Consider the following 23,002-nt stretch of genomic DNA (forward strand, 5'->3'; position numbering starts at 1 on the left):
TCGAGGGGTCAGATCGGGGATTGAACAACGCTGATCGCTACGCGTTAACGGGGCGTATTTGTCGTGAAGTGGCCCGCTAGATACTGGCTCTAAATGAGGGCATTACAGACTTTAGAAAAAAAGAGTTGCTCTTCATATCTACGTGTCAAGACTACAAAAGTTACAGCCATTCAAGATGACACCAACGGTCGCTGATACCTCTTCCTCTGCGGTAACCATCATCCTGCAGGCCTGCAACTAGAGCCGGACTTTATTCGGTGCCCATTACAGACTCGCCTGATAATGGACTCGCGCGGTGTATCTGACGCGAGCCTCTACAAGCAAGCCTGCCGCAGGTTTAGGGTTTAACCCTACACGCCAGCCAACTCTCGCAATCGCGCCAGTTCAGCCACGGGAATATCGATGCCATGGGCCAGCGCCTTGGCGCGCTGCAGGTAGCGGCGGTCACCGGGCATGCGCTCCTGACCGACGTCATGCATCCGCCGGACCAGTTCCTCACTGCGCTCGGCAAAGTTCTGCCCGGAACCCTTGTTCGGATCAATGACGATAAACAACTGACCCGTCCAGGGGGTCTGTGCACCGGGATGCTTTGACCAGTCGAACTCGAACGAAAAATTACCGCCCGTGAGCCCCGCGGCGAGCAATTCGACCATCATCGACAAGGCTGAGCCCTTATAGCCACCAAAGGGCAGCAACGCACCACCATCAAGGATCGCCTTGGGATCCTCGGTCGGCAGCCCGGCGCGGTCCACACCCATGCCCGGCGGCAACATCGCGCCCTTGCGAGCAGCGATCTGCACGTCACCGTTGGCAATAGCACTGGTGGCCAGATCGAACACAATCGGGTCACCACCCGCCCTGGGTGCGGCAAATGCAATTGGATTGGTGCCGAACAGCGGTCGCTGTGCACCATGGGGCACCACGCACGTCATGCTGTTGACCACGCTCAACGCCACCAGCCCCTCACGAGCGAACGGCTCGACATCGGGCCACAGCGCCGCGAAATGGTGCGAGCTGCGAATCGCCAGAATGGCAATCCCCGCGCTCTTGGCTTTCTCTACCAGCAACGGTCTGGCAGCCGCCAATGCAGGTTGAGCGAAGCCGTTAGCCGCATCGACCCGAATAAATGCCGCGCCAACATCCTCGACTTTTGGCACCGCTTTGCCGTCGACCCAGCCGCTGGCCAGGGACGAAAGGTAACCGGGAATTCTGAAAATGCCGTGACTATGGGAACCGTCACGCTCAGCGCTGGCACAGTTTTCAGCCAACACACTTGCCACTTCCGGCGAGGTGCCGTTGCGCAGGAAGACCTGACGCAGCAACTCGACCAACTCAGGAAAAGAAATGTTTTGCGTCTCGACGTGGGCCGCGGTATCGCTGGATGCAGACATTTTAAGCTCCGGTATATTTTTTTTGAGGGAGGTAATGGCGTTCTTCATTGATCCCGCACGCTTGCTCAAGCAGGGATTGAGCAAGCCTGAGCGTCACCTTGTCATCAGGGCTTGACCTTGCGCCGCATGAACCCGTTGATGATCACCACCAACACCGCGACCGAGATGGCAATGTACTGAAAGGTCTTCTCGGTGATCACGCCGATGTTCTGCAAGTGTGACAAGCCCAACATGATCCCAAGCACCACCAGGGCGATCAGAATCGAATACGTCAAACGCTGTTTGTTAGTCATTACGGCTTCCTGAATACCTGTAGAAATCATTTGCTCTGCGCAACTCCGGGCCCATGGTACCGCTGATGACTCGCAGACGGCAGCCTGGCATACAAATCCCCGGTACTGGCCGCCGGGTTACCCGATAGAGGCTTCGACACTGATCCTGTGACCCTGATCAGAACAAAATGAACGCCAATGAGATAAACATCACATGTTTTAATGCCGCCCTATTCAAGACGGTTGCCGCCAAGCTTCCGCTCTCGCGCTTTAGCAGTGATCGAACAGCGATACATCAAGGAGTTCACTATGCCCAACGAAGGCAATCTACTGCAGGCCGCAGTCGTATTTCTGCTGGCCGCAGTATTGACCGTACCCTTGGCCAAGCGCCTGCAACTAGGCGCAGTGCTCGGGTATCTGTTTGCCGGGGTGATCATCGGCCCTTCAGTGCTGGGCCTGATCGGCAACCCGCAAAGTGTCAGCCATATTTCCGAATTGGGCGTGGTGCTGCTGTTGTTCATCATCGGCCTCGAGTTGTCGCCGCGACGTTTGTGGGTGATGCGCAAGGCCGTGTTTGGTGTTGGGCTTGCCCAAGTACTGCTCACCGGGGTGGCTATCGGCAGCGTCGCCCTGCTCGCCTTCGATCAGTCGTTTAACAGTGCGGTTGTGTTGGGGCTGGGTTTAGCACTGTCGTCCACCGCCTTCGGCCTGCAAAGTCTGGCCGAGCGCAAGGAGCTTAACAGTCCACACGGACGGCTGGCCTTCGCCGTATTGTTGTTCCAGGACATCGCCGCGATCCCATTGATTGCCATGGTGCCGTTTCTAGCGGGGGTGGATCATAACGCCAGCACCTCAGACCACCTGACTCATGGTCTACGGGTGGTGGGCAGCATCGCTATTGTGGTGATCGGCGGGCGCTATCTGCTGCGCCCGGTATTTCGGATCGTAGCCAAGACCGGTCTACAGGAAGTCTCGACCGCGACTGCATTGTTGGTGGTGATCGGCACAGCCTGGCTGATGGACCTGGCGGGGCTATCGATGGCCATGGGGGCGTTTCTGGCAGGCCTGCTATTGGCTGACTCCGAATATCGCCACGAACTGGAATCACAAATCGAGCCCTTCAAAGGATTGCTGCTTGGGCTGTTTTTTATCAGCGTCGGCATGGGTACCAATATTGGCCTGCTGGCCAGCGCACCGCTGACCGTGCTGGGGCTGACAGTGCTGCTGATTCTAATCAAACTGCCCTTGCTGTTTGGCATCGGCCGTCTGGTCGGCGGCCTGGACCAGCACAGCGCCTTGCGCTTGGGCGTCGTGCTGGCAGCGGGTGGTGAATTTGCCTTCGTGGTGTTCAAGATCGGCCGCGACCAAGGGCTGTTCGAAGCACGGCTGTACGACATTCTGGTGCTGACCATCACCCTGTCCATGGCCATGACGCCGCTGCTGTTACTCCTGATTTCGCGACTGCTCAAACCCAAAGTCACGCCGCAGATCGTGCCGGACGAGTACCGCGATATCGCCAGCGATTCGCCCAGGGTGGTCATCGCGGGTATGGGCCGTATGGGGCAAATCGTTGCGCGGATTCTGCGGGCACAAAAAATCTCCTTCGTGGCATTGGATAACGCCGTGGAGTCCATTGAGTTTTCCCGCAGCTCCGGCCATCTGCCGGTGTTCTACGGCAATCCACTACGCCCGGAAATTTTGCGTGCGGCCAAGGTTGATCAGGCAGAGTTTTTCATCATCGCCACTGATGACCCGGACACCAACATCAAGACTGCCGAGTTGGTGCGCAAGCTTTATCCGCACATAAAAATCATCGCACGGGCACGCAACCGTCAACATGTGCACCGGCTGATGGACGTAGGTGCTCAGGCGGTACGTGAAACGTTCTACTCCAGCCTGGAGATGAGCAGGCGTACGTTGGTGGGGCTGGGTCTGAGCCAGGCTCAGGCCGATGCCCGGGTCAGTCGTTTCAAGCGTCACGATGAACAAGTGCTGAATGCCCAACATTTGGTGTATGACGATGACGCCAAAGTCCTGCAAACCGCCCGAGAAGCGAGAACGGAACTGGAGCAATTGTTTGAAGCCGACCGTCTGGAGGAAGAGTCCGCCAAAGACTGACAATATTCAGGCGCTCAACTCAGCTAATCAAACCTGGAACACACCCCATCGAACAAGCCTGAAGGAGCCTTCTCTTCGGACTTGCTCGATTGTTAGACAAACCCATCTATATTCAGGATAGTTTCAGCGGCCATATATAAACTTCCCACATAAAATTTAAAACTGTAGAAATACCCTACACGATTTTCCGCAACATTCACCCCGCCAAGCTATTTACCCCGACACCCGAAACTGTAAAAATTCGTTTGCAGCATTGCGCCTGGCAACTAACAAATACCACCTCCACTGAATAACTATAAGAGCTGATCTATATGAACCCGAACACTGCGACTGCTATCGACCTGTCGCTACCTGTCGCTGCCCCCCACACAACCAAGGCTTTTGGCCTGGAAAACCTCATGGCCCTGCGGGACGCGCTGATTGTTCTGAAAGGACCATTGGGCAATATTCCAGCCTTGCGCACCCGCATTCAGGACAGCGTATTTAATCACGCGGCGCAAGACCGCCTATTACGATAACGAACGCCTGAATCAACGCCGTCCAAATAACGGCCCCGGCTCGATCACCGGGCGGCCATAAGCCACGGCGACCAAAACGATTGGATCGACGTTGAGATGTAAGCGCCAGGTTTATAACCGCACCCACCACATGAGTCCGGTCGTTAGCCCAGCACCTCACTTAAAGGAATGAAGTTCAGCCAGTCACCTTCGGCGACCGTGGTCCCTTCGCGCACTTCAATCAGGCCTTCGGCCCACGCTGCGCTGCGCAGGACGCCCGAGCTCTGGTTGCTGTAGAGCACGGCGCGGCCTTGTTCGAATCGCCCGCGCAGATATTCGCGGCGGTCTCCGGCCTTGTTCCAGGTGAAACCGGCAGGCACCGGAAACTGCAGCGGCGCGACATCGGCGACGCCCTGACGGCGCAACAGATAGGGCCGGGCGAGTAATGCGAAGGTCACCAGAGTCGAGGCTGGATTGCCCGGTAAACCAATCACCGGCACACCACGAAAATGGCCAAACGTCAGCGGCTTCCCAGGCTTGATCGCCAGCTTCCACAATGACAACTCGCCGTCCTCGCGCAGGGCATGTCCGAGAAAATCTGCCTCGCCCACCGATACACCACCGGTGGAAAGAATTAAATCGACGTGCCCCAGAGCGCCCAACGCGTTACGGGTTTTTTCCAGATCGTCTGGCAAAATCCCGGCGTCGTACACCTCGCAGCCCAACCGCTGTAACCAACTGCACAGCAACACCCGATTGCTGTTGTAAATCTGCCCAGGGCCCAGCGGTTGGCCCGGCTCGATCAACTCATCGCCGGTGGACAACACAGCAACACGCACGCGCCGCACGACATTAAGCCCGGCCAGGCCCAACGATGCTGTCAGGCCCAGTTCAATGGGCCCCATACGCGTACCGACGGCCAATACTTGCTCGCCAATCGTTGTTTCCTGGCCCTGGGGACGAATGTTTTGCCCGACTCTCATCGGCTCAATGAAGCGCACCCGCTGATCGACGAGTACCTCGGCGTTTTCCTGCATTTCTACGCAATCGGCGCCCGCCGGCACGGGCGCGCCGGTGAAGATCCGGGCACAGGTTCCAGGCGTCAATGGTTCGGGGGCTTGCCCGGCAAATATGCGCTGACTGACCTCCATTGGCTCACCCTTCCAGTCCGCCAGACACAAGGCGTAACCGTCCATGGCGCTATTGGGCCAAGGCGGCAGATCCAGGGTTGCAATCAACTCCTCGGCCAGAACCCGACCTTGCGCATCGGCCAGTACGACCCGCTCACGCTCAAGGATCGGCGTCGCCTCGGCCATCTCCAACAAGCGCGCCAGCGCCACTTCTACAGGCATCAACGATCGCGCTTTAGTGCGGCTCATATCAGTTTATCCGCGGGTTTCGCAGGGCTCGGCCTGCTTGAGGTGGGCGACGAAGTTACACGGACGGTGACGTGAATCCAGCTGTTCGGCAAGAATACCGTCCCAACCGGTACGACAGGCATTGGTCGAACCCGGCAGGCAGCAGACCAATGTGCCGTTGGCCATACCCGCCAGCGCGCGGGACTGCACGGTAGAGGTACCAATATCCGCCACGGAAATCTGCCGGAACAGCTCACCAAACCCATCGACCTGCTTGTCCAGCAAACAGATCACCGCTTCAGGTGTACTGTCGCGACCGGTAAAACCTGTGCCGCCAGTGATCAGTACAACCTGCACGTCATCGTCGGCAATCCAGGTGGCAACCTGAGCACGGATTTTGTACAGATCGTCCTTGAGCAGCACGCGCTCGATCAGGCTATGACCTGCGGCGGTCAAGCGGTCAACGAAGACTTGCCCAGACGTATCGGTTTCAAAGGTACGGGTGTCGCTGACGGTCAATACGGCAATATTCAATGGCACGAAAGGTGTTTCAGCCTTCGCTTTCATAGGCTCAATCCAAAGAGAGGGGGAACAGCCTGTTGTTATATCACAGCCCCCTTTTCACTCACCCTTCGTTGATCTGAGTCAGCGATTGCGACAAGCCACTACTGTCCATGGAACTTGCGGATGATGTATACGTCTCAACCTCAATAATCAAAGCATTCCCTGACGGAGACACACCATGACTCAACGGACCTTACCCGCCGCCTTCCTGCTGGCTCTGAGCCTCGCAAGTCTCGCCGGCTGTGCTTCGCCCACAGTCATCACTCTCAACGACGGGCGCGAAATCCAGGCTGTTGATACGCCCAAGTATGATGAAGAATCGGGTTTCTACGAATTCAAACAGCTTGATGGCAAAGAAACTCGCGTCAACAAAGACCAGGTGAGTACGGTTAAGGATCTCTGATCCTTCACAACATCGTTTGCGATTTTGTTCAAAAGCCCGCCCTGCGCGGGTTTTTTGTATGCGGAGCACATTCATCCATCGCGAGAAACAACCTACCAGTCGAGCGCCAGTTGCGTCTCGAATTGCCTGTCTTCCCCGGACAGCGGGTCAATGAAACGCAGACTCTGAGCTAACAGCTTCAGCGGCTGAGTATAGTCATCCACCGCATCTTTGAGCACGTCGGGATAAAACGGATCATTGCAGATCGCCGCGCCCAGAGCCGCCATGTGCACCCTTAACTGGTGTTTTTTGCCCGTCACGGGGTACAAGCCGTACCGCCAATATTCGCCATTGCGTTCACTGACTTCGATGCGCGTTTCTGTGTTGCTGATACCTGGCCCTTCCTGCATCCGAAAGAAGGGTTCGCCCGCGACCAGCCGGCTTTTATGCACACGAGGGAATTGCACTTCGGGCAACGCACGGGCAATGGCCTCATAGCGCTTGTCGATCTGACGCGTAGGAAACAGCGACTGATACGCCGAACGACTCTCCTTGTTTGCCGAGAACAACACCAAGCCTGCCGTGTGCCGGTCAATTCGGTGCAGTGGTACCAGGTCCGGATTATCCAGACGACGGATCAAGCGTCGGAGCAAGGTCTGCTCGACGTACTCACCGGCAGGAGTGACCGGTAAAAAATGCGGTTTGTCCGCCACCACCAGATGCTCGTCCGCATACAGGATCGTCTCTAGCACCGGTATCGGCGTTTCGTTCGGAACCTCGCGAAAGTAGTGGACACGCAACCCTTCCCGGTAAGGCAACTCGACAGCTATGGCCACACCCTCCGCATCCAGAACCCGTCCCCTGGCTATTCGGTCCAGCCATTGCTCCCGGCTAATGGCGGAAAAATGCGCGCACAGACAATCGAGAACCGTTGCCCATGGCCCTGCTGGCAGGTACAGGGTGCTTGCTTGGCTCTGCGCGGGAGAAAAAACGGGCTCGGACATGGGTAGGCTCAAATCTCGGAACGCCTTGACTGGCTGGCTGCGCATTATCGCGCAAGGGCTGGGCAGAACCTAATGGCACCCGCTCATCCCGGCGCGTGGTGTAACAGCGGCTGCGCACTTCGCTGCCCATGCCCCCATTTAGGCGTGACGGACACCCTGGCTAACCGTAGGTGATGCATGCCTGCCACCGCGGTGAGGGGCCATCGAGAACTCCTAAACCGCGATGCTTTCTAGGCTCTCTGACTGTCTACGAACTCAAAAATGCGCACCGGCCCTTGGAATATTGGGTGAATGCCGGGGCTGCGAACAATTCGCTGTTGATACAGGGACCAAGGGATTATTTCTGCTCTACTCGCTACGATGGATGGGCACGGAAAAGAGGCACCTGATGAAAAGCCAATAATAATGAGGCTACTGATGGAAATTTCTCGATGGGCATTAGTTGGTCTGGGCAGCATGCTCGTTAGCCCAGGGTTTGCTGCGGACGCGCAAGAAATATTTACCCGAGGTGGCTCTCACCCTGGAGTCATCGCCTGTTCAGCCTGCCATGGCGCAGACGGCCTTGGGATGCCTGCGCCAGGTTTCCCAAGGCTAGCGGGCCTACCTGCTGAATATTTGGCAAAGCAGATTTCGGATTTCAGCTCTGGATCCAGGGCAAATGCCATCATGTATCCAATTGCCAAAGCATTGAGCCATGACGAATCAAAAGTCATCGCCGCCATGCTAGCCAAAATGCCAAGCCCGGAGGTTACACACGTAAATCGCGCGCACACAGCACAAGGATCTGGCGAGGTCCTTGCCTTGAGAGGCGCTTGGGACAGAAATATCCCTGAGTGCGTGGCTTGTCATGGTCCCAGTGGCGTCGGGGTAGGAGGCCTCGTCCCTCCGCTATCAGGCCAGTCAACGCAGTACCTGACCTCACAACTCAATGCCTGGCGACAGGGTACCCGAAACAATGATCCGAATGACCTCATGGGCCATATCGCTCGCTCATTGACCGATGACGAGGTTGAAGCAGTGTCAAAATATTTTGCTTAACTCAGTAAATAGAGGCCGGATCATGAAGTTAACAATTACAGCATTTATCAGCCTCAGCATAATGTCGTCAACTTACGCAGCAGAAACGGTGGTCTCGACTTCTGAGGCCAACATCCTCGACGGCACTCAAAAATCAGCACCGTCCTTTGTGCCCCCAGCCGAGGATACTCTGCCCGATAATGCTTACGGTCGCTTGGTGCTGCAAGGCCATGCGATATTTGTCGACACTAAAGCGAATGCGCCTGAGTTCGTCGGTAACGGATTGAACTGTACAAATTGCCATCTTGAGCAGGGTCGAAAAGCCAACTCGGCGCCCCTTTGGGCGGCTTACACGATGTACCCGGCTTATCGAAAAAAGAACGACAAGGTCAATACGTATGCTGAGCGTCTACAAGGGTGCTTTCAGTTCAGCATGAATGGTAAACCGCCTCCAGCTGACAACGCGGTGATAGCAGCGTTGACGGCATACTCATACTGGCTGGCGACTGGAGCGCCCACCGGCAAAGAGCTACCGGGACGCTCCTATCCCGAGATTCCCCAGCCCGCTGGAGGTTTCGATTTAGCTAAGGGCAAAACAATTTATGTTGAGCAATGCGCCCTATGTCACGGCGATGAAGGCCAAGGACAGAAGGCTAGCTCGGACTACGTACTCCCGCCATTATGGGGCAAGGACTCGTTCAACTGGGGAGCTGGGATGCATCGAATCAATACTGCTGCCGGCTTCATCAAAGCGAATATGCCTCTGGGCAAGGGTGGAACACTTTCCACAGAGGAGGCTTGGCATGTTGCAGCCTATATGAATAGTCACGAGCGCCCCCAAGACCCAAGGTTCATCGACGGTTCGATCAAGCAAACGAGGGTGAAATTTCATGCCAATGATGGGGTTAATCTTTATGGCCAGAAAGTAGATGGCGTCTTGATAGGTCAGGGGACAAAGTAGTTTCCAACCCGATCGCCATTTAGATTTCGATGCTCACCCCTGCTTTGGGCGCATGGCCCCATACAGCTTTCTATTGAAAAATGTCATGCAGCACTCACTATATCCCGTTGACGCCTCTGAAAAGAGGCGTTATCCACCACATTAATCGACCTTGAAGGCCTTGAATAATGGATCTCAGCGAAATCGATAACCTTCATGTTGTGCTGCATGCTCCGACTCCCGATGCTTTGGCACGCGCCCGCAACAATGCAGTGAACCTATTGAAAGATGCTCCTCAGGCAAACGTCAGGATCATAGTCAATTCAAAGGCTGTTGCGGCGACCCTTGATGATCCAAATAGTGAAACGGACGCGATAACCTGGGTATGTCCAAACACGCTGAAAAATCTTGATCGTTGCGTGTCGGCGCCACTGAGAGTGTTGGCGCAAGGTGCCGTTTCTGAGCTTGTCAAAATGCAATCAGAAGGTTGGTTCTATATTCGGGCATAACGTTACTTACCGCTGCCGCTTTTTTAACGTCTACCAGTTAGTACTGGGCAGGTCCTGCTACCCAGCCAGTTCGATGGACCAATGTCTGGCAGCACCGCGATAAATACAGCGTTTTGTCGCCACGCCTACCCGCTGAGGGCATTGCGCCCTTCCCCATCAATGGACGATCCACCTTCGAGCCAGACGTGCTGCACACAGAATCTTACTGGATCGTCCATAGAACCCAAGGTGCTACTCGAAGATGGGTAAATGTGGACCCACGATCGGCTTTTCTGCACTAACCCAGGCGTCGAATCCACCTGTGATTGATTTGACATGCAGGTAGCCCATGTCATGCAGCGATGCGGCGGCGAGCGCTGCACGACCGCTCGTTTTGCAGTACAGCACAATCTTAAGGTCCCGCGAACTGAGCTTGGAATCGTTGGTCAGTTTGAACTCCAGCATGCCGCGCGACGCGTGTATCGCGCCAGCGAGATGGCCGGCAGCATACTCGTCAGCTTCACGCACATCGATAAGTACATCCGCATCCTGGATAGCCTGATCAACGTCTTCGATGGCCACTTCTTCGATACGTGCTTTAGCGTCGGCTACCAGATCATGGGCAGTTTTAATCATGATGTTTTGGAAGACTCCAGTTGGGAGAAGTCAATGTTTTCTTGCTTAGCATAACCATATTGGATAACCCTCTACGCACGGGACTGCACGGGAGGGTTATTCAATCTGTTACAAGCAAGACGCCTAAAGAATTACAACGACTTGGTCGAGTGGTACCCATCCATTGTATCGAAACCTTCGGAGGCGCGGATTTCGGCACGCCGGATGTTCAGCCCGACGCCGCAACACCTGTACTGCTCACATCGGTGTTAATCATGTGGTCGGCCATTTCTGAAAACATACGTTGCAGCTTCGCATTCAGGGCTGAGTCATCCACCTGCTCGTTGATCGCCTGGCGCATGCACAGCATCCATTCGTCGCGCTCGACAATACTGACCGCAAAGGGCGCGTGTCGCATACGCAAACGCGGGTGACCACGCTCCTGTTGAAATAGTGGCGGGCCGCCAAGCCAGCCACTCAGGAACTTAAATAGACTGTCCGCGCTGCCGGTGAGACTCGGCGGGTGCATCCCGCGCACTCTTCGTGCCTCGGATAGCACCTCCATCAGTTCGTAAAACCGGTCGACCAGTGCATGGATACCCGCCTCACCCCCTAACTGGAGATAAGCACTGGCATTGTTCTTGTGCTGGGCGCTCAATAGTTCAGTCATGTCATCAGCACTCAATGTAGGAACTTCATCCAACTGGCGAGCGCAAGCGCCGCAAGACAGGTCCAGCCTGAAAACAGCCAACGCCAGACGGGCATGCGCGGAACAAAACCCACACCTTTCACAAAGGCAACGCTCATGGCTGCGAACAGCGCGGTAGCGAGAGCATGGTCAGCTTTCCCATCGGGGGCTGCTATCAGTGGGGGATATAGCGTGCAAGCGAGCATGATCGCCACAGCGATAACCAAACTCAGCAAATGTATGCGTGAGGTCGGCGAGGCGTTAGCGACGCGGGCCATCATGACTCTGCCTCGTCACTGTCGATCATGGCTCGGCCAGCTTCGTTCTCGCCCCACATCGCATTCAATATAGCCAGCAACAATGCAAAGCCGACCCCCAGCATCCAGGCGAAATACCACATAATTTTTACTCCTTTGCTGGCACTAGTAGGCTGAATGGTCGTTGGCTTTGATATGCGCGATGGTCACCTTGCCCCGCATGACGCGGTACGCCCATGAGGTATAAAGAACAATCAGCGGCATGAAGATCAGCGCGGCCCAGAACATGATGGCAAGGCTAAGATGGCTTGAAACGCTGTCCCAAACTGTCAGGCTCGCAGCCGGCATTGACGACGACGGCATAATGAACGGAAACATCGATACACCCGCAGTGCCGATGACACTGACAACAGCAAGCGATGACGCCACAAATGCTGAGAGTGTACGGCGCGCCATCAGCAACATGGCCGCGCCCGCCGCGCCAGCCAATCCCATCGCAGGCAACAGCCACAGCAAAGGGTAACGGCTGTAATTTGCCATCCAGGCACCTGCTTCGCGCACTACAGACTTGCCGAGTATGTCGGGTAGTCCAGCAGTGTCAATCACCGACGTAATGCGGTAGCCATCAATCGATTGCAGCCAGATCCCGGCGATTACGAATGAGCACACCAACACGATTGCCGCCCCAACCGAGCCCTTGATGGCTCTGGACTGGATGACACCTTCAGTGCGGTGTGCCAGATAGCTTCCGCCCTGCAGAGTGATCATTGCGCTGCTGACGACGCCCGTCAGTAGTGCGAAGGGATTCAGCAACTGCCAGAAACTGCCTGTGTAGGTTGACACCAGATAATCATTGAACTGAAACGGTACGCCTTGCAGCAAGTTGCCGAACGCGATCCCGAACACCAGTGGAGGAACTGTCCCCCCCACAAAAAGTCCCCAATCCCAAGTGCTGCGCCAGGTTGGATTGTGGATCTTGCTGCGATAATCGAAGCCCACCGGGCGGAAGAACAACGCCCAGAGAACCAGGATCATCGCCCAGTAGAATCCGCTGAACGCCGTCGCATAGACCACAGGCCATGCTGCGAACAATGCGCCGCCAGCGGTGATGAACCAGACCTGATTCCCATCCCAATGAGGACCGACGGTGTTTATAACGACGCGCCGCTCCATATCATTGCGGCCAACGAAAGGCAGCAAGGTGCCGACCCCCATATCGTGGCCGTCCATGATTGCGAAACCGATTAGCAGTACGCCGACCAGCGCCCACCAGATAATTTTCAGGGTGAAATAATCAAGCATGGTGGCTTTCCTTCAAATTAGCGTCGTAGGCATAACGGCCAGTTCCGAGACTGCCTGGACCTTGACGTGCGAACTTGACCATCAAGAACATCTCAACCACCAACAGCGCGGTGTAGAAGACGATGAATCCTGCTAGCGAGCCGTACAGGTTGTTGACGCCGAGCGTGGATACGCTCATGTGAGTTGGCAGCACACCATAGATAGTCCAGGGCTGGCGGCCGTATTCGGCCACGAACCAGCCAAGTTCGCAGGAGATCCAAGGCGCAGGCAGCATGCAGAGAGCCAAACGCAATAACCAGCGGCGTCGTGTGCAAGTCGACTTCAATGTGCTCCAGAACGCCAGCCCAAAGAGCAGCAGCATCGCAAAGCCGAGACTTACCATGATCCGAAATGCCCAAAACATAGGTGTCACACGTGGCACGGTATCGTTGACGGCTTTATCTATGATGGCCGGTGTGGCCTGATTGACATCCTCGACATACTTTTTAAGCAGCAGGCCGAAACCGAGGTCTGCCTTATATTCTTCGAACACCTGTAGCGCAGCGGGATCACCGCGATGCTTGCGCAACGTTTCCAGCGCATTGACTGCGGTAATGCCGCGCAGGATACGGGCCCGGTTTTTCTCCTTGATCTCATGGATACCAGGAATTTGCTTGCTGACTGACCGGGTGCCGATCAGGCCCATCAGCCACGGCACTTCAACTTCCCAGTTATTCTTCGATTCGGCTTCGTTGATGCTGGCCACCAATGTCAGGCCGGCGGGTGCAGGTTTCGTTTCCCACATGGCCTCCATGGCTGCCATTTTGGTCTGCTGGGCCTCGCCCACCGTGTAGCCAGACTCGTCACCCAAGACGATGACACTCAGCACTGACGCCAAGCCAAAGGCTGCCGCAACCCGAAAGCTTCGCTTTGCAAACTCGACATCTCGATTCTTGAGCAAATACCAACTCGAAATCGACAGCACAAACATCGAACCGGTGACGTAACCGGCCGAGACGGTGTGCACAAACTTGGCCTGTGCTACTGGATTGAAAACCACAGCCCAGAAGTCGACCATTTCCATGCGCATGGTGAGATAGCTGAATTCGGAACCCACCGGATTTTGCATCCAGCCATTGGCAATCAGGATCCACAGCGCTGAAAGGTTGGTACCAATGGCCATCAGCAGCGTGACCAGAAAATGGTGCTCCTTTTTTAATCGGTCCCAACCGAAGAAGAACAGGCCAATCATTGTTGATTCGAGGAAGAACGCCATCATGCCCTCGATCGCCAGTGGGGCACCGAAGATGTCGCCGACGTAATGCGAGTAATACGCCCAGTTGGTACCGAACTGAAACTCGAGTGTGATACCCGTGGTCACGCCCAGGGCGAAGTTGATACCGAACAGCTTGCCCCAGAAACGCGTCATGTCTTTCCAGATGACATTACCCGTCATCACATAGACGCTTTCCATAATGACCAGCAGCCACACCATGCCAACGGTGAGAGGTACAAAGAGAAAGTGGTACAGCGCGGTGGCTGCAAACTGCAGCCGTGACAAATCCACCAGATGTTCTGAAATCACTTGCTTGCCCCTTGAGTCGAGGTGGGTACGCCGAACCTGTCGCCGACGGTGTTCGAGTCGACGCTAACGCGCGAATCTCGGATGAACAGCCACCAAAGCACTGTCAGCACCATCAACTTGATTAGCACTGCTATTAGCAGATGGCGCCGCAATCGTTTGTCGGAATTGGTCATGACTATGCAGTTAGCACACGCCATGCCAAGAGGGGAAATTTGATTTTTATTGTTTAATAACAAGCACTTAAATATTTTAGCACGAAGACGGCAGATGCCTTGACTGGTAAATATGCTGCCAATCTGCCATGGCGGCAGTGATTGGCAGTCATAGGCTGACATGTGGTCAGGCGAGTCCTTGTTCTTTCAGTCGTCTATACAAAGTACGTTCGCTAATGCCCATGTGCTTGGCCAGTTCGCTGCGGGTGCCTTTGAACGTGGCCAGTACGTGTACCAGCGCGCCGCCCTCGAAAGGAGACTGGATAGAGACCTGAGGAGATATCGACGCTGGCGCTGCAGGCAAATGTACGCAGCGGATTACACCGTCGTCGGCGAACAGACTGGCTCTCTCCAGAACATTGCGTAACTCGCGGACATTGCCCGGCCAGGCAAACCGCTGCAATTGCGTCAAGGCATCGACCTCTATAGTCAGCCTGCGCTTGCCGGGGACTACCCGTTGCAGAATTGAATTGGCAAGCAAGCCAATGTCTTCGATCCGGTGGCGCAATGGCGGCAACTGAATCGGAAAAGCACTGATGCGGTAGTACAGGTCCTGCCGGAACTCACCCTTTTCCATCATTTTTTCGAGTGGCTTGTGGGTCGCCGCAATCAACCTGAAATTCGCGTGCAAGGTCTCGACGCTGCCGACACGGCGATAAGTGCCTGACTCGATCAGGCGCAGCAGTTTCACCTGCATCGCCAGCGGAACGTCGCCTATCTCATCGAGAAACAACGAGCCGCCCTGCGCCGTCTCGACTAAGCCCGGCTTGCGCGTGGTGGCACCGGTGAACGCTCCCTTTTCATGCCCGAACAGCTCACTCTCGAATAGCGTTTCGGTCAGCCCCGAGCAATCGACTACCACAAATGGCCCAGCGGCCCGCTCGCTGGTTTCATGTACCGCGCGGGCGAACAGCTCCTTACCTGTGCCGGACTCTCCCAGCAACAGTACCGGCAACATTGAGGGGGCCACCCGCTGCAACTCCGACAGGGCAAGGTTGAAGGCAGGCGATGAGCCGACCAGCCCCTCGTTACTGGGCCGCGCTGATGCGCTGCGAACCAGCTTGAGGCGTTCCACATAAGCGGTGATGACACCCTTTGCGTCTAGAATCGGGCGTAATTCGACTTCGACATGCTCAGGACCGCGCGGTGTGTGGTGGATATGCAAAACCCGGTCTGGAGCGCGCAGCTCCTGGGCTTTTTTCATCGGGCAATGCTCGCCAGCCTGATCACAAGGGACATCGTAATGGTGTGAAATCTGATAGCACTTGTGGCCGATAAAAGGCTTGTCGACACTGCCGAACTGACGCTGGTACGCGGTGTTGGCAGCCAGGATGTTGTATTCGGGATCGAGCACGATCATAGGGTCTGCTTCGTGCTCAAGAAACGAGACAAGTGATTGCACTTGGTCCCGGTGTGGGCCGCTTGGAGGGGGCAGGCTGCTGGTCATCATGGCTCCTGAGAATTCGCCCATACTGTTGTGGCACTGCCACCTATGTCAACAAACACTGCCAATGGCAGTTCCTTCTTGCCTTTGAATACGAAACCAGCCCATCAAAAAAAATAAATAACCTAATAAAATCAATTAGATAAATTTATTTTAAGCAGTAATTTTAGTTGGCAGCTTTATTGCAGCTGTCAGCCCTTGGTGCGAGCGACTCGAATAAGAGCCCCTAAGGAGACAGATCATGACCGCAAAACTTCAGGTTGAAGGATTCTTCGATCCTGCTACCAGCACCGTCAGCTATCTTGTGCTGGATCTAACCACCCGCCACTGCGCCTTGGTAGACAGCGTGCTTGATTACGATCCTAAATCAGGCCACACCGCCACGATGTCTGCCGACAAGTTAATTGCGAGAGTGGCCGAACTCAATGCGAAGGTCGACTGGATCCTCGAGACCCATGTTCATGCGGACCACCTGACGGCAGCGCCGTACCTGAAGGAAAAACTCGGCGGCAAGATAGGTATCGGCAGCCAGATAGCGACTGTGCAGGAGGTCTTCGGCGCTTTGTTCAACACAGGTAGCGACATGGCCCGTGACGGTAGTCAGTTCGATCACCTGTTCACGAATGACGAGTCGTTCGCCATTGGCACGCTGCAATGCCGAACGCTGCATACGCCAGGCCACACGCCAGCTTGCATGACGTATGTGGTCAGCGATAGTGAGGAAACGGCAGCATTCGTCGGCGATACCCTGTTCATGCCCGACTACGGTACCGCACGCTGTGACTTCCCCGGCGGTGATGCGCGCACGCTATTTCAGTCAATTAACAAGGTGCTGAGTCTGCCGGCCAATACCTTGCTGTACATGTGTCACGACTATCAACCTGGTGGTCGTGAAGTGCAATTCATCAGCACCGTTGCTGACCAGCGCGCGCACAACGTTCATGTCCGTAACGGCATCAGTGAGGAGGCGTTTGTAGCGATGCGCACCAAGCGTGATGCATCAATGGAAATGCCGACGCTAATCCTGCCATCGGTTCAGGTAAACATGCGGGCTGGACATTTTCCTGAGCCCGAAGCAAACGGCACACGCTATCTGAAAATACCGCTCAATGTCGCCTGACGTCGCCCGCAAAAATACCCATAACAACAATATTTTTAACGGAGACACCTATGTACATTCGCCACCTCGTACAAGGACTGTCGGTATCGGAGCAGATTGTGCCCCATCAGTTGGCAGAACTGAAAGCAAGGAGACTGAAATGCTTATAGTCTTGCTGCTCGGATTTACTGTTGGTGTCATTCTTGCTCTCACTGGCGCAGGCGGTGGAATACTTGCCGTTCCATTACTCGTTTTTGGCGTTGGATTGAGCATGGCCGAAGCCGGGCCTATCGGTTTGCTCGCTGTTGGATTGGCGGCAACCTTGGGTGCTGTGATGGGGCTAAAAAACGGCACCGTACGTTATAAAGCGGCGCTCTTGATCGCTGGAGCGGGGATCGTGTGCTCCCCATTTGGCCTTTGGCTGGCACAACGCACACCTAACCGCCCGCTGACGATCGTCTTTGCTTTTGTGCTGATGTACGTTGCATTTCGAGTGTTTCAACGATCATTGCCTGCTTCCGTCGAGTCAAAGACAGACGTCAAGAACAAGCCACCGCCCTGCCTATTGGACGCGAGCCGAGGCAAGCTAAACTGGACGGCTCCTTGTGCCTGGGCGCTCACAGTTTCTGGCATTGTCGCGGGTGGACTTTCTGGCTTGCTGGGTGTCGGCGGCGGCTTTGTCATGGTGCCGGCGCTCCAGCGATATACCGATTTGACAGCACAGTCAGTCCTGGCAACGTCTCTAGCCGTTATTGCACTGGTTTCAATCTCCGGAGTTGCCGCAAGCGCGGCGGCTGGACACTTGCAATGGGCAATTGCTTTTCCGTTTTCCATTGGCGCATTAGTAGGCATGATCAGCGGACGTCTGGTCGCCGCCAAGCTGTCGGGGCCTCATTTACAAAGAGGGTTTGCCATTGTGTCCGGCGTGGTTGCAGTCGCCTTGTTTGTAAAAGCTATTTAGCTGACCGAGTAGGTGACGGATTGCAAATCCGCCACCTACTCACACCGCACCTACGGCTTCTCATACGGCGACTCAGATTACCGCTTGTGCTTCGGCCCTTAGTTTCTCAGTGCTGACCCTGACAAAGACAGAGTCGCCGATTACCGTCAAAACATCACCTGCCCAAACCTCGCAAATAATCCGTGACTTGCGCCCTACCTCTCCTTCAACCCATGCCTTCAAGGTGAGCTCGACACCCATCGGTGTAGGCTTACGGTAGGTGAGGTTCAACTGCCCAGTCACGCAATCAATGCGAGGTAATGTTCCAGGCTCCCGCCCTTCCGCACGATAGTGATAGGCCATCGCAGTCCAGTTCGAGTGGCAGTCTACTAACATTGCAATGAAACCACCGTAAACCAACTCTGGCCAGCCAGTAAATTCAGGGGCCGGAGTGTGTTTGCACACAACATGAACTCCGTCGGCATCCCAGTGGCTTTTTATGTGGAGACCGCTTGGGTGTGCGCTTCCGCACCCGAAACAGATGCCTTCCGGGGCCGCTTGATCTTGCAATGGAAGAACGTGGATAGTCATCGATTGTCCTTTTTTGATTTGCTATCGGATTGCCGAAGTTTAACTAACTGCTAGCGTATGAACATGAAGGATTGCAGCCTCTCAACCCATTTAAAAATATATAGACGAACCGCCATAGCCTAACTTATCCGCTCAGGCAACTATTGAGCATTTGCACCTTCGGCTCGGAGTATTGCTCTCTGATTCAGGTGCAGGAGCGGCCGTCCCCACAGTGCCTGATGATTAACAAATTGCACGACAATATACAACAATATATAGTGTATACGCATTAACTGAGAAGGCACAATGAACGCTCATATACCTGAACTAGACATCCAGCAACTGCGCGCCAATGCCGATGCTGCCAGCCAGCTTCTAAAGGCCTTGGCCAATCAGGATCGCTTGATGCTGCTATGCCAATTATCCCAAGGTGAGCGCAATGTCAGCGATCTGGAGTCACTGCTAGGGATACAGCAACCGACTCTTTCACAACAGCTGGCGGTGCTTCGCCGCGAAGGACTGGTGGAGACCCGTCGTGACGGAAAGCAGGTGTTCTATCGCATCAGTAGTCCCGCTGCACTGGCAGTCATCAATACTCTGTATCAACAATTTTGTGCCGAAAAAGCCTCCTGATGGCTCACCTTCACTCCGCGGTCATCCCGTGCGCCGCGCGGACACCCTGACAGTATCGAAAGGTGGTTAAGACGCTCAAACCTGTTGAGATCCCGAACGGTTACAGCGTCAACGCTGGTCCGGGGATCAATATCACCACCGCGATTCTGGGAGCGTTACTCATAGCCTATCTGGCCATTATGTGAGCAAAGCGCTGGTCTCCCTTCGTCGGACGGAACATTGCCCGTTGGTTGATTATGTCCCGGCGAGGCCTGCCAACTCTGCTTTATGCGCTTATCGCTCCTGCTTCGTCCGCTGATCCTCTCCAAAGCAATAACAGCACTTGCCAAGTACTATATAAAAAAATATATTGTTTTTGTCTTAATTGAGCGCTTTTATCATGATCGCCTTTGAAGCCCCCTAACACCCGTGGAACGACAGGTCTAGACGCTTTGCCATGGCAAGCAGACCGATTAAACATCAGCAGTCCGGCAGCGCCTGCCGCCACCCAGACTTTTTACCCACTATTCCGTGCAGGAAACGCGACATGAGCATTGACTGGTTTAACTTCACTCCCTGGTCGGCACTGGCAGGAGGAGCACTGATTGGGCTGGCGGCCAGCTTCTTTGTTCTCGCCAATGGCCGTATTGCCGGAATAAGCGGATTGCTCGGTAGCGTACTCCAGTGGGGCAGTGATGGCTGGGGCGAGAAGGCGATGTTTCTTCTGGGCTTGCTGCTGGCACCCCTGCTGTGGGGGCTGTTTGCCGCCTTGCCGGTAATCCAGTTTCAGACAGGCTGGTTCGGGCTGGTGTTAGCCGGCCTGCTAGTAGGCGTCGGCACACGTTACGGCTCCGGCTGCACCAGTGGTCACGGCGTGTGCGGCATCTCGCGCCTATCCCCTCGCTCCATCATGGCAACGTTGTGTTTTATGGCGGCAGGCTTTACCACGGTGTACGTAGCTCGTCATGTGTTGGGGGCTTGAATATGATCAAGTTGACTGCTTTTTTCTCTGGACTGATCTTCGGACTTGGCGTGCTGCTGGCAGGCATGGCAAACCCCGCCAAGGTGTTAGGTTTTCTCGACTTGGCCGGTGCCTGGGATCCCTCTCTAGGGCTTGTCATGACCGGCGCTATCGCAGTTGCGATCCTGCCACTGAACTGGGCCCGCAAACAGAAGCAGTCCCTGCTGGGTGCACCCATGCAGATACCGGTCAAACGTGAACTGGATTCCCGACTGATCGGAGGTAGCCTATTGTTCGGGGTCGGCTGGGGCATCGCTGGTATTTGCCCCGGGCCCGCAGTGGCGATTTTGCTCACTGGGCACTGGCAAATCATCGTATTCATGGGGGCCATGCTGGCCGGTATCTTATTGTTCTCAGCGCTAGAAAACCGCCGAACGAATTGAGCAAAGGAGCAACACGGACATGACCCTGAAAACTATTAGCGCCCACGGCACCCTCGGCTCAGGCTTTGCAATCGACGTGACGTGCGGTGAACACCGCGTCATCATGGATCAGCCCAAGCACGCGGCCGGACAAGATACCGGGCCTACGCCACTTGAATTGATTCTCGCCGCGGTTGCCGGATGCTTTGGCACGATTGGCCGCTTTCTCGCGCATCAGCGCAAAATTGAACTGCGCGGTATGCGCTTTGAAATTCAAGCTGATTATGACCCTGCGGGATTACTCGGACGGGATCTTTCTGTTCGACCGGGATTTCAGGCATTGCGAATACTGGTAGACATTGACGCGGATCTAAGCACTGAGGAAAAACTGGCGTTTTTGCACGAGGTTGAACGTCGCTGCCCGCTGGCTGACAACTTGACCCATGGAACTCAGTTACATAGCCAGTTGGTGATGTCTTGAGCAAAATATTTTTGATCGGGTATTTTTGTCGTGCGCATCACTGAAGGAACACCACCACTTGCTCTGCATCGAACGGCCAGTCCAGCTCGGCGCCAGTGTCCACGCGCCGCAGCACGGGAATGCGCAGACCGTAATCGTCCACCAGCGCAGCGCTCTCTCCAATATCGACCAGTTCGACCAGCAAACCATGCTCGACCAATGGCAGCAGTTCGGCTTCGGCGACTTCACACAGATGACACCCAAGGGTGCCTAGCAATTGGCATTCAGGAGGCATGAAGACACCTTCAGCATGGCGTGTAGAGAATTGAGAGTGGTAGCATTTTAGGCCGACGCGGATAACCGCGTCGAGCCCGAATCCGCAGCCTCAGTCCTGACTGACTGAACCGATTTTGTGGATCGACAGGTCGGCGCCGTAGTACTCCTGCTCCTGAGTCAATCGCAAGCCAATGATCATTTTGAGTGTGCCGTATACCAGGAACCCGCCAAGCAGGGCCACAACCACACCCAGCCCGGAGCCGATCAATTGGCTGATGAGGCTGACCCCGCCCAGCCCACCCAGCGCTGTTTGACCAAAGACACCACACGCGATCCCACCCCAGAGGCCGCACAACCCATGCAGAGGCCAGACGCCTAACACATCATCGATTTTCCAGCGCACCTGGGCCGCAGTAAAGCACCAGACAAACAGCGCTCCGGCGATAACGCCCGTGATCAAGGCCCCTACCGGATGCATCAGGTCCGACCCGGCACAGATCGCCACCAGGCCAGCCAACGGACCGTTGTGCAGAAAGCCGGGGTCGTTACGTCCCACAATCAACGCGGCAACCGTGCCACCGACCATTGCCATCAATGAGTTGACCGCCACCAACCCGCTAACACCTTGCAAGGTCTGGGCACTCATGACGTTAAAGCCGAACCAGCCAACGATCAGGATCCACGAACCCAGCGCCAGGAACGGAATGCTCGAGGGTGGATAGGCAACCAACCGCCCTTCCCGGTATCGTCCATTGCGCGCCCCTAGCAACAACACGGCCGCTAACGCCAGCCAGCCGCCCATGGCATGAACCACGACGGAGCCGGCGAAGTCATGAAAGCTGGCACCAAAACGCTCCAACAACCAGGACTGCAGGCCAAAGTTGCCATTCCAGACGATGCCCTCGAAGAACGGGTAGACAAAGGCGACAATTAATACGGTTGCACACAACTGAGGCGCGAACCGGGCACGCTCGGCAATACCGCCAGAAATAATCGCCGGAATCGCTGCGGCAAAGGTCAGCAGGAAGAAAAATTTCACCAGCTGATACCCATGATTTGCACTGATCACGGACGCGGGTTGTAAAAAGTTTACCCCGTAAGAAATCCAATAGCCTATAAAGAAGTACGCCAGTGTCGATACAGCAAAATCGCTGAGAATCTTCGACAACGCATTGACCTGATTCTTGTGCCGGACCGTGCCGACTTCAAGAAAGGCAAAACCGGCGTGCATGGCCAGCACCATCACCGCACCGGTCAAGATAAACAAGGTATTTGAGCTTTGGACCAAAGAGTCCACAGCGCTTTGTAAATTTTCCATGGAGGGCAGGCCTGCAATTCGTCAAAAAGCACCAAAGCGGGTCAAATGATCCTCGTCGTGCACCGAACTGGCGCCATACATTGGCAGATAGGCGCAATGCGTGACCCGATTTGGAGCAGCCTACTTTTGAGGAAAAATTGTCGCTTGAGCTTTTTCTCAAGTTTTATGATGTAAGCGTAAGATCTGGGCACATTTGCCATTGTCTTCGCTCTTATTCAGCGCATCGCCCTC

28 protein-coding genes are annotated in these 23,002 nt (G+C 55.2%); 12 read left to right on the top strand and 16 right to left on the bottom strand.

What is annotated here, in order from left to right; genetic code table 11:
* Positions 1-350: 350 nt before the first annotated feature.
* Both RHM55_RS02890 and RHM55_RS02895 read right to left on the bottom strand, forming a co-directional pair.
* The gene (locus tag RHM55_RS02890) at positions 351-1,391 is read right to left on the bottom strand and encodes an Ldh family oxidoreductase (protein ID WP_322179429.1); all 1,041 of its coding nucleotides are present in this window, start codon (positions 1,389-1,391) and stop codon (positions 351-353) included.
* Between the two features lie 104 nt (positions 1,392-1,495).
* Complete coding sequence (locus RHM55_RS02895) at positions 1,496-1,684, bottom strand: hypothetical protein (RefSeq protein WP_219060186.1); 189 nt, start codon at positions 1,682-1,684, stop codon at positions 1,496-1,498.
* 288 nt (positions 1,685-1,972) lie between these two features.
* Between RHM55_RS02895 and RHM55_RS02900 the strand changes: the two genes are divergently transcribed.
* Together RHM55_RS02900 and RHM55_RS02905 are read left to right on the top strand one after the other, a co-directional pair.
* Positions 1,973-3,781 carry a monovalent cation:proton antiporter-2 (CPA2) family protein gene (locus RHM55_RS02900; protein WP_322179430.1) on the top strand — a complete coding sequence of 603 codons (1,809 nt, stop codon included), beginning with the start codon at positions 1,973-1,975 and terminating at the stop codon, positions 3,779-3,781.
* Positions 3,782-4,092: 311 nt separating this feature from the next.
* Complete coding sequence (locus RHM55_RS02905; protein WP_322179431.1) at positions 4,093-4,299, top strand: hypothetical protein; 207 nt, start codon at positions 4,093-4,095, stop codon at positions 4,297-4,299.
* A 143-nt stretch (positions 4,300-4,442) separates the two neighbouring features.
* On the opposite strand, the gene glp is transcribed toward RHM55_RS02905, so the two are convergent.
* Both glp and moaB read right to left on the bottom strand, forming a co-directional pair.
* On the bottom strand, positions 4,443-5,657 hold the full coding sequence (gene glp, locus RHM55_RS02910) for a gephyrin-like molybdotransferase Glp (protein ID WP_322179432.1): 1,215 nt from the start codon (positions 5,655-5,657) through the stop codon (positions 4,443-4,445).
* 6 nt (positions 5,658-5,663) lie between these two features.
* A complete protein-coding gene (gene moaB / locus RHM55_RS02915; protein WP_322179433.1) occupies positions 5,664-6,203 on the bottom strand; it encodes a molybdenum cofactor biosynthesis protein B in 540 nt (179 codons plus the stop codon).
* 175 nt (positions 6,204-6,378) lie between these two features.
* On the opposite strand from moaB, the gene RHM55_RS02920 reads away from it, so the two are divergent.
* The gene (locus tag RHM55_RS02920) at positions 6,379-6,603 is read left to right on the top strand and encodes a YgdI/YgdR family lipoprotein (RefSeq protein WP_322179434.1); all 225 of its coding nucleotides are present in this window, start codon (positions 6,379-6,381) and stop codon (positions 6,601-6,603) included.
* 92 nt (positions 6,604-6,695) lie between these two features.
* On the opposite strand, the gene RHM55_RS02925 is transcribed toward RHM55_RS02920, so the two are convergent.
* Positions 6,696-7,586: a pseudouridine synthase gene (locus RHM55_RS02925; protein WP_322179435.1), complete on the bottom strand. Its 891-nt coding sequence runs from the start codon at positions 7,584-7,586 to the stop codon at positions 6,696-6,698.
* Between the two features lie 417 nt (positions 7,587-8,003).
* Here RHM55_RS02925 and RHM55_RS02930 point away from each other — a divergent pair, with 417 nt between their 5' ends.
* The 3 genes from RHM55_RS02930 (at position 8,004) to RHM55_RS02940 (ending at position 10,052) form a co-directional block, all read left to right on the top strand.
* Positions 8,004-8,624, top strand: a complete 621-nt coding sequence (locus RHM55_RS02930) for a c-type cytochrome (protein ID WP_322179436.1) — start codon at positions 8,004-8,006, stop codon at positions 8,622-8,624.
* 22 nt (positions 8,625-8,646) lie between these two features.
* On the top strand, positions 8,647-9,564 hold the full coding sequence (locus RHM55_RS02935) for a c-type cytochrome (RefSeq protein ID WP_322179437.1): 918 nt from the start codon (positions 8,647-8,649) through the stop codon (positions 9,562-9,564).
* A 167-nt stretch (positions 9,565-9,731) separates the two neighbouring features.
* Positions 9,732-10,052 (top strand): hypothetical protein, encoded by a 321-nt coding sequence (locus RHM55_RS02940; protein WP_322179438.1) that lies wholly within the window; start codon positions 9,732-9,734, stop codon positions 10,050-10,052.
* A 231-nt stretch (positions 10,053-10,283) separates the two neighbouring features.
* Here the strand turns inward: RHM55_RS02940 and RHM55_RS02945 are convergent, their stop codons facing one another.
* The 8 genes from RHM55_RS02945 to RHM55_RS02975 form a co-directional block, all read right to left on the bottom strand.
* Positions 10,284-10,664 (bottom strand): rhodanese-like domain-containing protein, encoded by a 381-nt coding sequence (locus RHM55_RS02945; protein WP_322182706.1) that lies wholly within the window; start codon positions 10,662-10,664, stop codon positions 10,284-10,286.
* A 211-nt stretch (positions 10,665-10,875) separates the two neighbouring features.
* Positions 10,876-11,316 (bottom strand): group II truncated hemoglobin, encoded by a 441-nt coding sequence (locus RHM55_RS02950; protein WP_322179439.1) that lies wholly within the window; start codon positions 11,314-11,316, stop codon positions 10,876-10,878.
* Positions 11,317-11,327: 11 nt separating this feature from the next.
* Positions 11,328-11,615 carry a cyd operon YbgE family protein gene (locus tag RHM55_RS02955; protein ID WP_322179440.1) on the bottom strand — a complete coding sequence of 96 codons (288 nt, stop codon included), beginning with the start codon at positions 11,613-11,615 and terminating at the stop codon, positions 11,328-11,330.
* On the bottom strand, positions 11,612-11,734 hold the full coding sequence (gene cydX, locus RHM55_RS02960) for a cytochrome bd-I oxidase subunit CydX (RefSeq protein WP_322179441.1): 123 nt from the start codon (positions 11,732-11,734) through the stop codon (positions 11,612-11,614). The genes RHM55_RS02955 and cydX overlap by 4 nt, the downstream gene beginning before the upstream one ends.
* Positions 11,735-11,756: 22 nt before the next feature.
* Positions 11,757-12,893, bottom strand: coding sequence for a cytochrome d ubiquinol oxidase subunit II (gene cydB / locus RHM55_RS02965; protein WP_322179442.1), 1,137 nt, complete (start codon positions 12,891-12,893; stop codon positions 11,757-11,759).
* Positions 12,886-14,457, bottom strand: coding sequence for a cytochrome ubiquinol oxidase subunit I (locus RHM55_RS02970; protein WP_322179443.1), 1,572 nt, complete (start codon positions 14,455-14,457; stop codon positions 12,886-12,888). Before RHM55_RS02970 ends, cydB begins: the two co-directional genes overlap by 8 nt.
* Positions 14,454-14,792, bottom strand: coding sequence for a cytochrome oxidase putative small subunit CydP (cydP, locus tag RHM55_RS25790; protein ID WP_416152001.1), 339 nt, complete (start codon positions 14,790-14,792; stop codon positions 14,454-14,456). Before cydP ends, RHM55_RS02970 begins: the two co-directional genes overlap by 4 nt.
* Positions 14,793-14,796: 4 nt before the next feature.
* A complete protein-coding gene (locus RHM55_RS02975; RefSeq protein WP_322179444.1) occupies positions 14,797-16,116 on the bottom strand; it encodes a sigma-54 interaction domain-containing protein in 1,320 nt (439 codons plus the stop codon).
* Positions 16,117-16,354: 238 nt separating this feature from the next.
* Between RHM55_RS02975 and RHM55_RS02980 the strand changes: the two genes are divergently transcribed.
* On the top strand, positions 16,355-17,233 hold the full coding sequence (locus tag RHM55_RS02980) for an MBL fold metallo-hydrolase (RefSeq protein WP_322179445.1): 879 nt from the start codon (positions 16,355-16,357) through the stop codon (positions 17,231-17,233).
* A 139-nt stretch (positions 17,234-17,372) separates the two neighbouring features.
* Positions 17,373-18,173 (top strand): sulfite exporter TauE/SafE family protein, encoded by an 801-nt coding sequence (locus RHM55_RS02985; RefSeq protein ID WP_322179446.1) that lies wholly within the window; start codon positions 17,373-17,375, stop codon positions 18,171-18,173.
* A 72-nt stretch (positions 18,174-18,245) separates the two neighbouring features.
* Here the strand turns inward: RHM55_RS02985 and RHM55_RS02990 are convergent, their stop codons facing one another.
* Positions 18,246-18,743 (bottom strand): PaaI family thioesterase, encoded by a 498-nt coding sequence (locus RHM55_RS02990; protein ID WP_322179447.1) that lies wholly within the window; start codon positions 18,741-18,743, stop codon positions 18,246-18,248.
* Positions 18,744-19,028: 285 nt separating this feature from the next.
* On the opposite strand from RHM55_RS02990, the gene RHM55_RS02995 reads away from it, so the two are divergent.
* The 4 genes from RHM55_RS02995 (at position 19,029) to RHM55_RS03010 (ending at position 21,198) form a co-directional block, all read left to right on the top strand.
* Positions 19,029-19,355, top strand: coding sequence for a metalloregulator ArsR/SmtB family transcription factor (locus RHM55_RS02995; RefSeq protein ID WP_322179448.1), 327 nt, complete (start codon positions 19,029-19,031; stop codon positions 19,353-19,355).
* Between the two features lie 526 nt (positions 19,356-19,881).
* The gene (locus RHM55_RS03000) at positions 19,882-20,316 is read left to right on the top strand and encodes a YeeE/YedE family protein (protein ID WP_322179449.1); all 435 of its coding nucleotides are present in this window, start codon (positions 19,882-19,884) and stop codon (positions 20,314-20,316) included.
* A 2-nt stretch (positions 20,317-20,318) separates the two neighbouring features.
* On the top strand, positions 20,319-20,738 hold the full coding sequence (locus RHM55_RS03005; protein WP_322179450.1) for a DUF6691 family protein: 420 nt from the start codon (positions 20,319-20,321) through the stop codon (positions 20,736-20,738).
* A gap of 19 nt (positions 20,739-20,757) precedes the next feature.
* Positions 20,758-21,198, top strand: coding sequence for an OsmC family protein (locus tag RHM55_RS03010; RefSeq protein ID WP_322179451.1), 441 nt, complete (start codon positions 20,758-20,760; stop codon positions 21,196-21,198).
* A gap of 37 nt (positions 21,199-21,235) precedes the next feature.
* Here RHM55_RS03010 and RHM55_RS03015 read toward each other — a convergent pair whose 3' ends face one another.
* On the bottom strand, positions 21,236-21,472 hold the full coding sequence (locus RHM55_RS03015) for a glutaredoxin family protein (protein WP_322179452.1): 237 nt from the start codon (positions 21,470-21,472) through the stop codon (positions 21,236-21,238).
* A gap of 90 nt (positions 21,473-21,562) precedes the next feature.
* Positions 21,563-22,771 carry an ammonium transporter gene (locus tag RHM55_RS03020; RefSeq protein ID WP_219060200.1) on the bottom strand — a complete coding sequence of 403 codons (1,209 nt, stop codon included), beginning with the start codon at positions 22,769-22,771 and terminating at the stop codon, positions 21,563-21,565.
* Positions 22,772-23,002 lie beyond the last annotated feature (231 nt).

This window comes from Pseudomonas sp. MH9.2 (assembly GCF_034353875.1).
In the GTDB taxonomy this organism is placed as follows: Bacteria; Pseudomonadota; Gammaproteobacteria; order Pseudomonadales; family Pseudomonadaceae; genus Aquipseudomonas.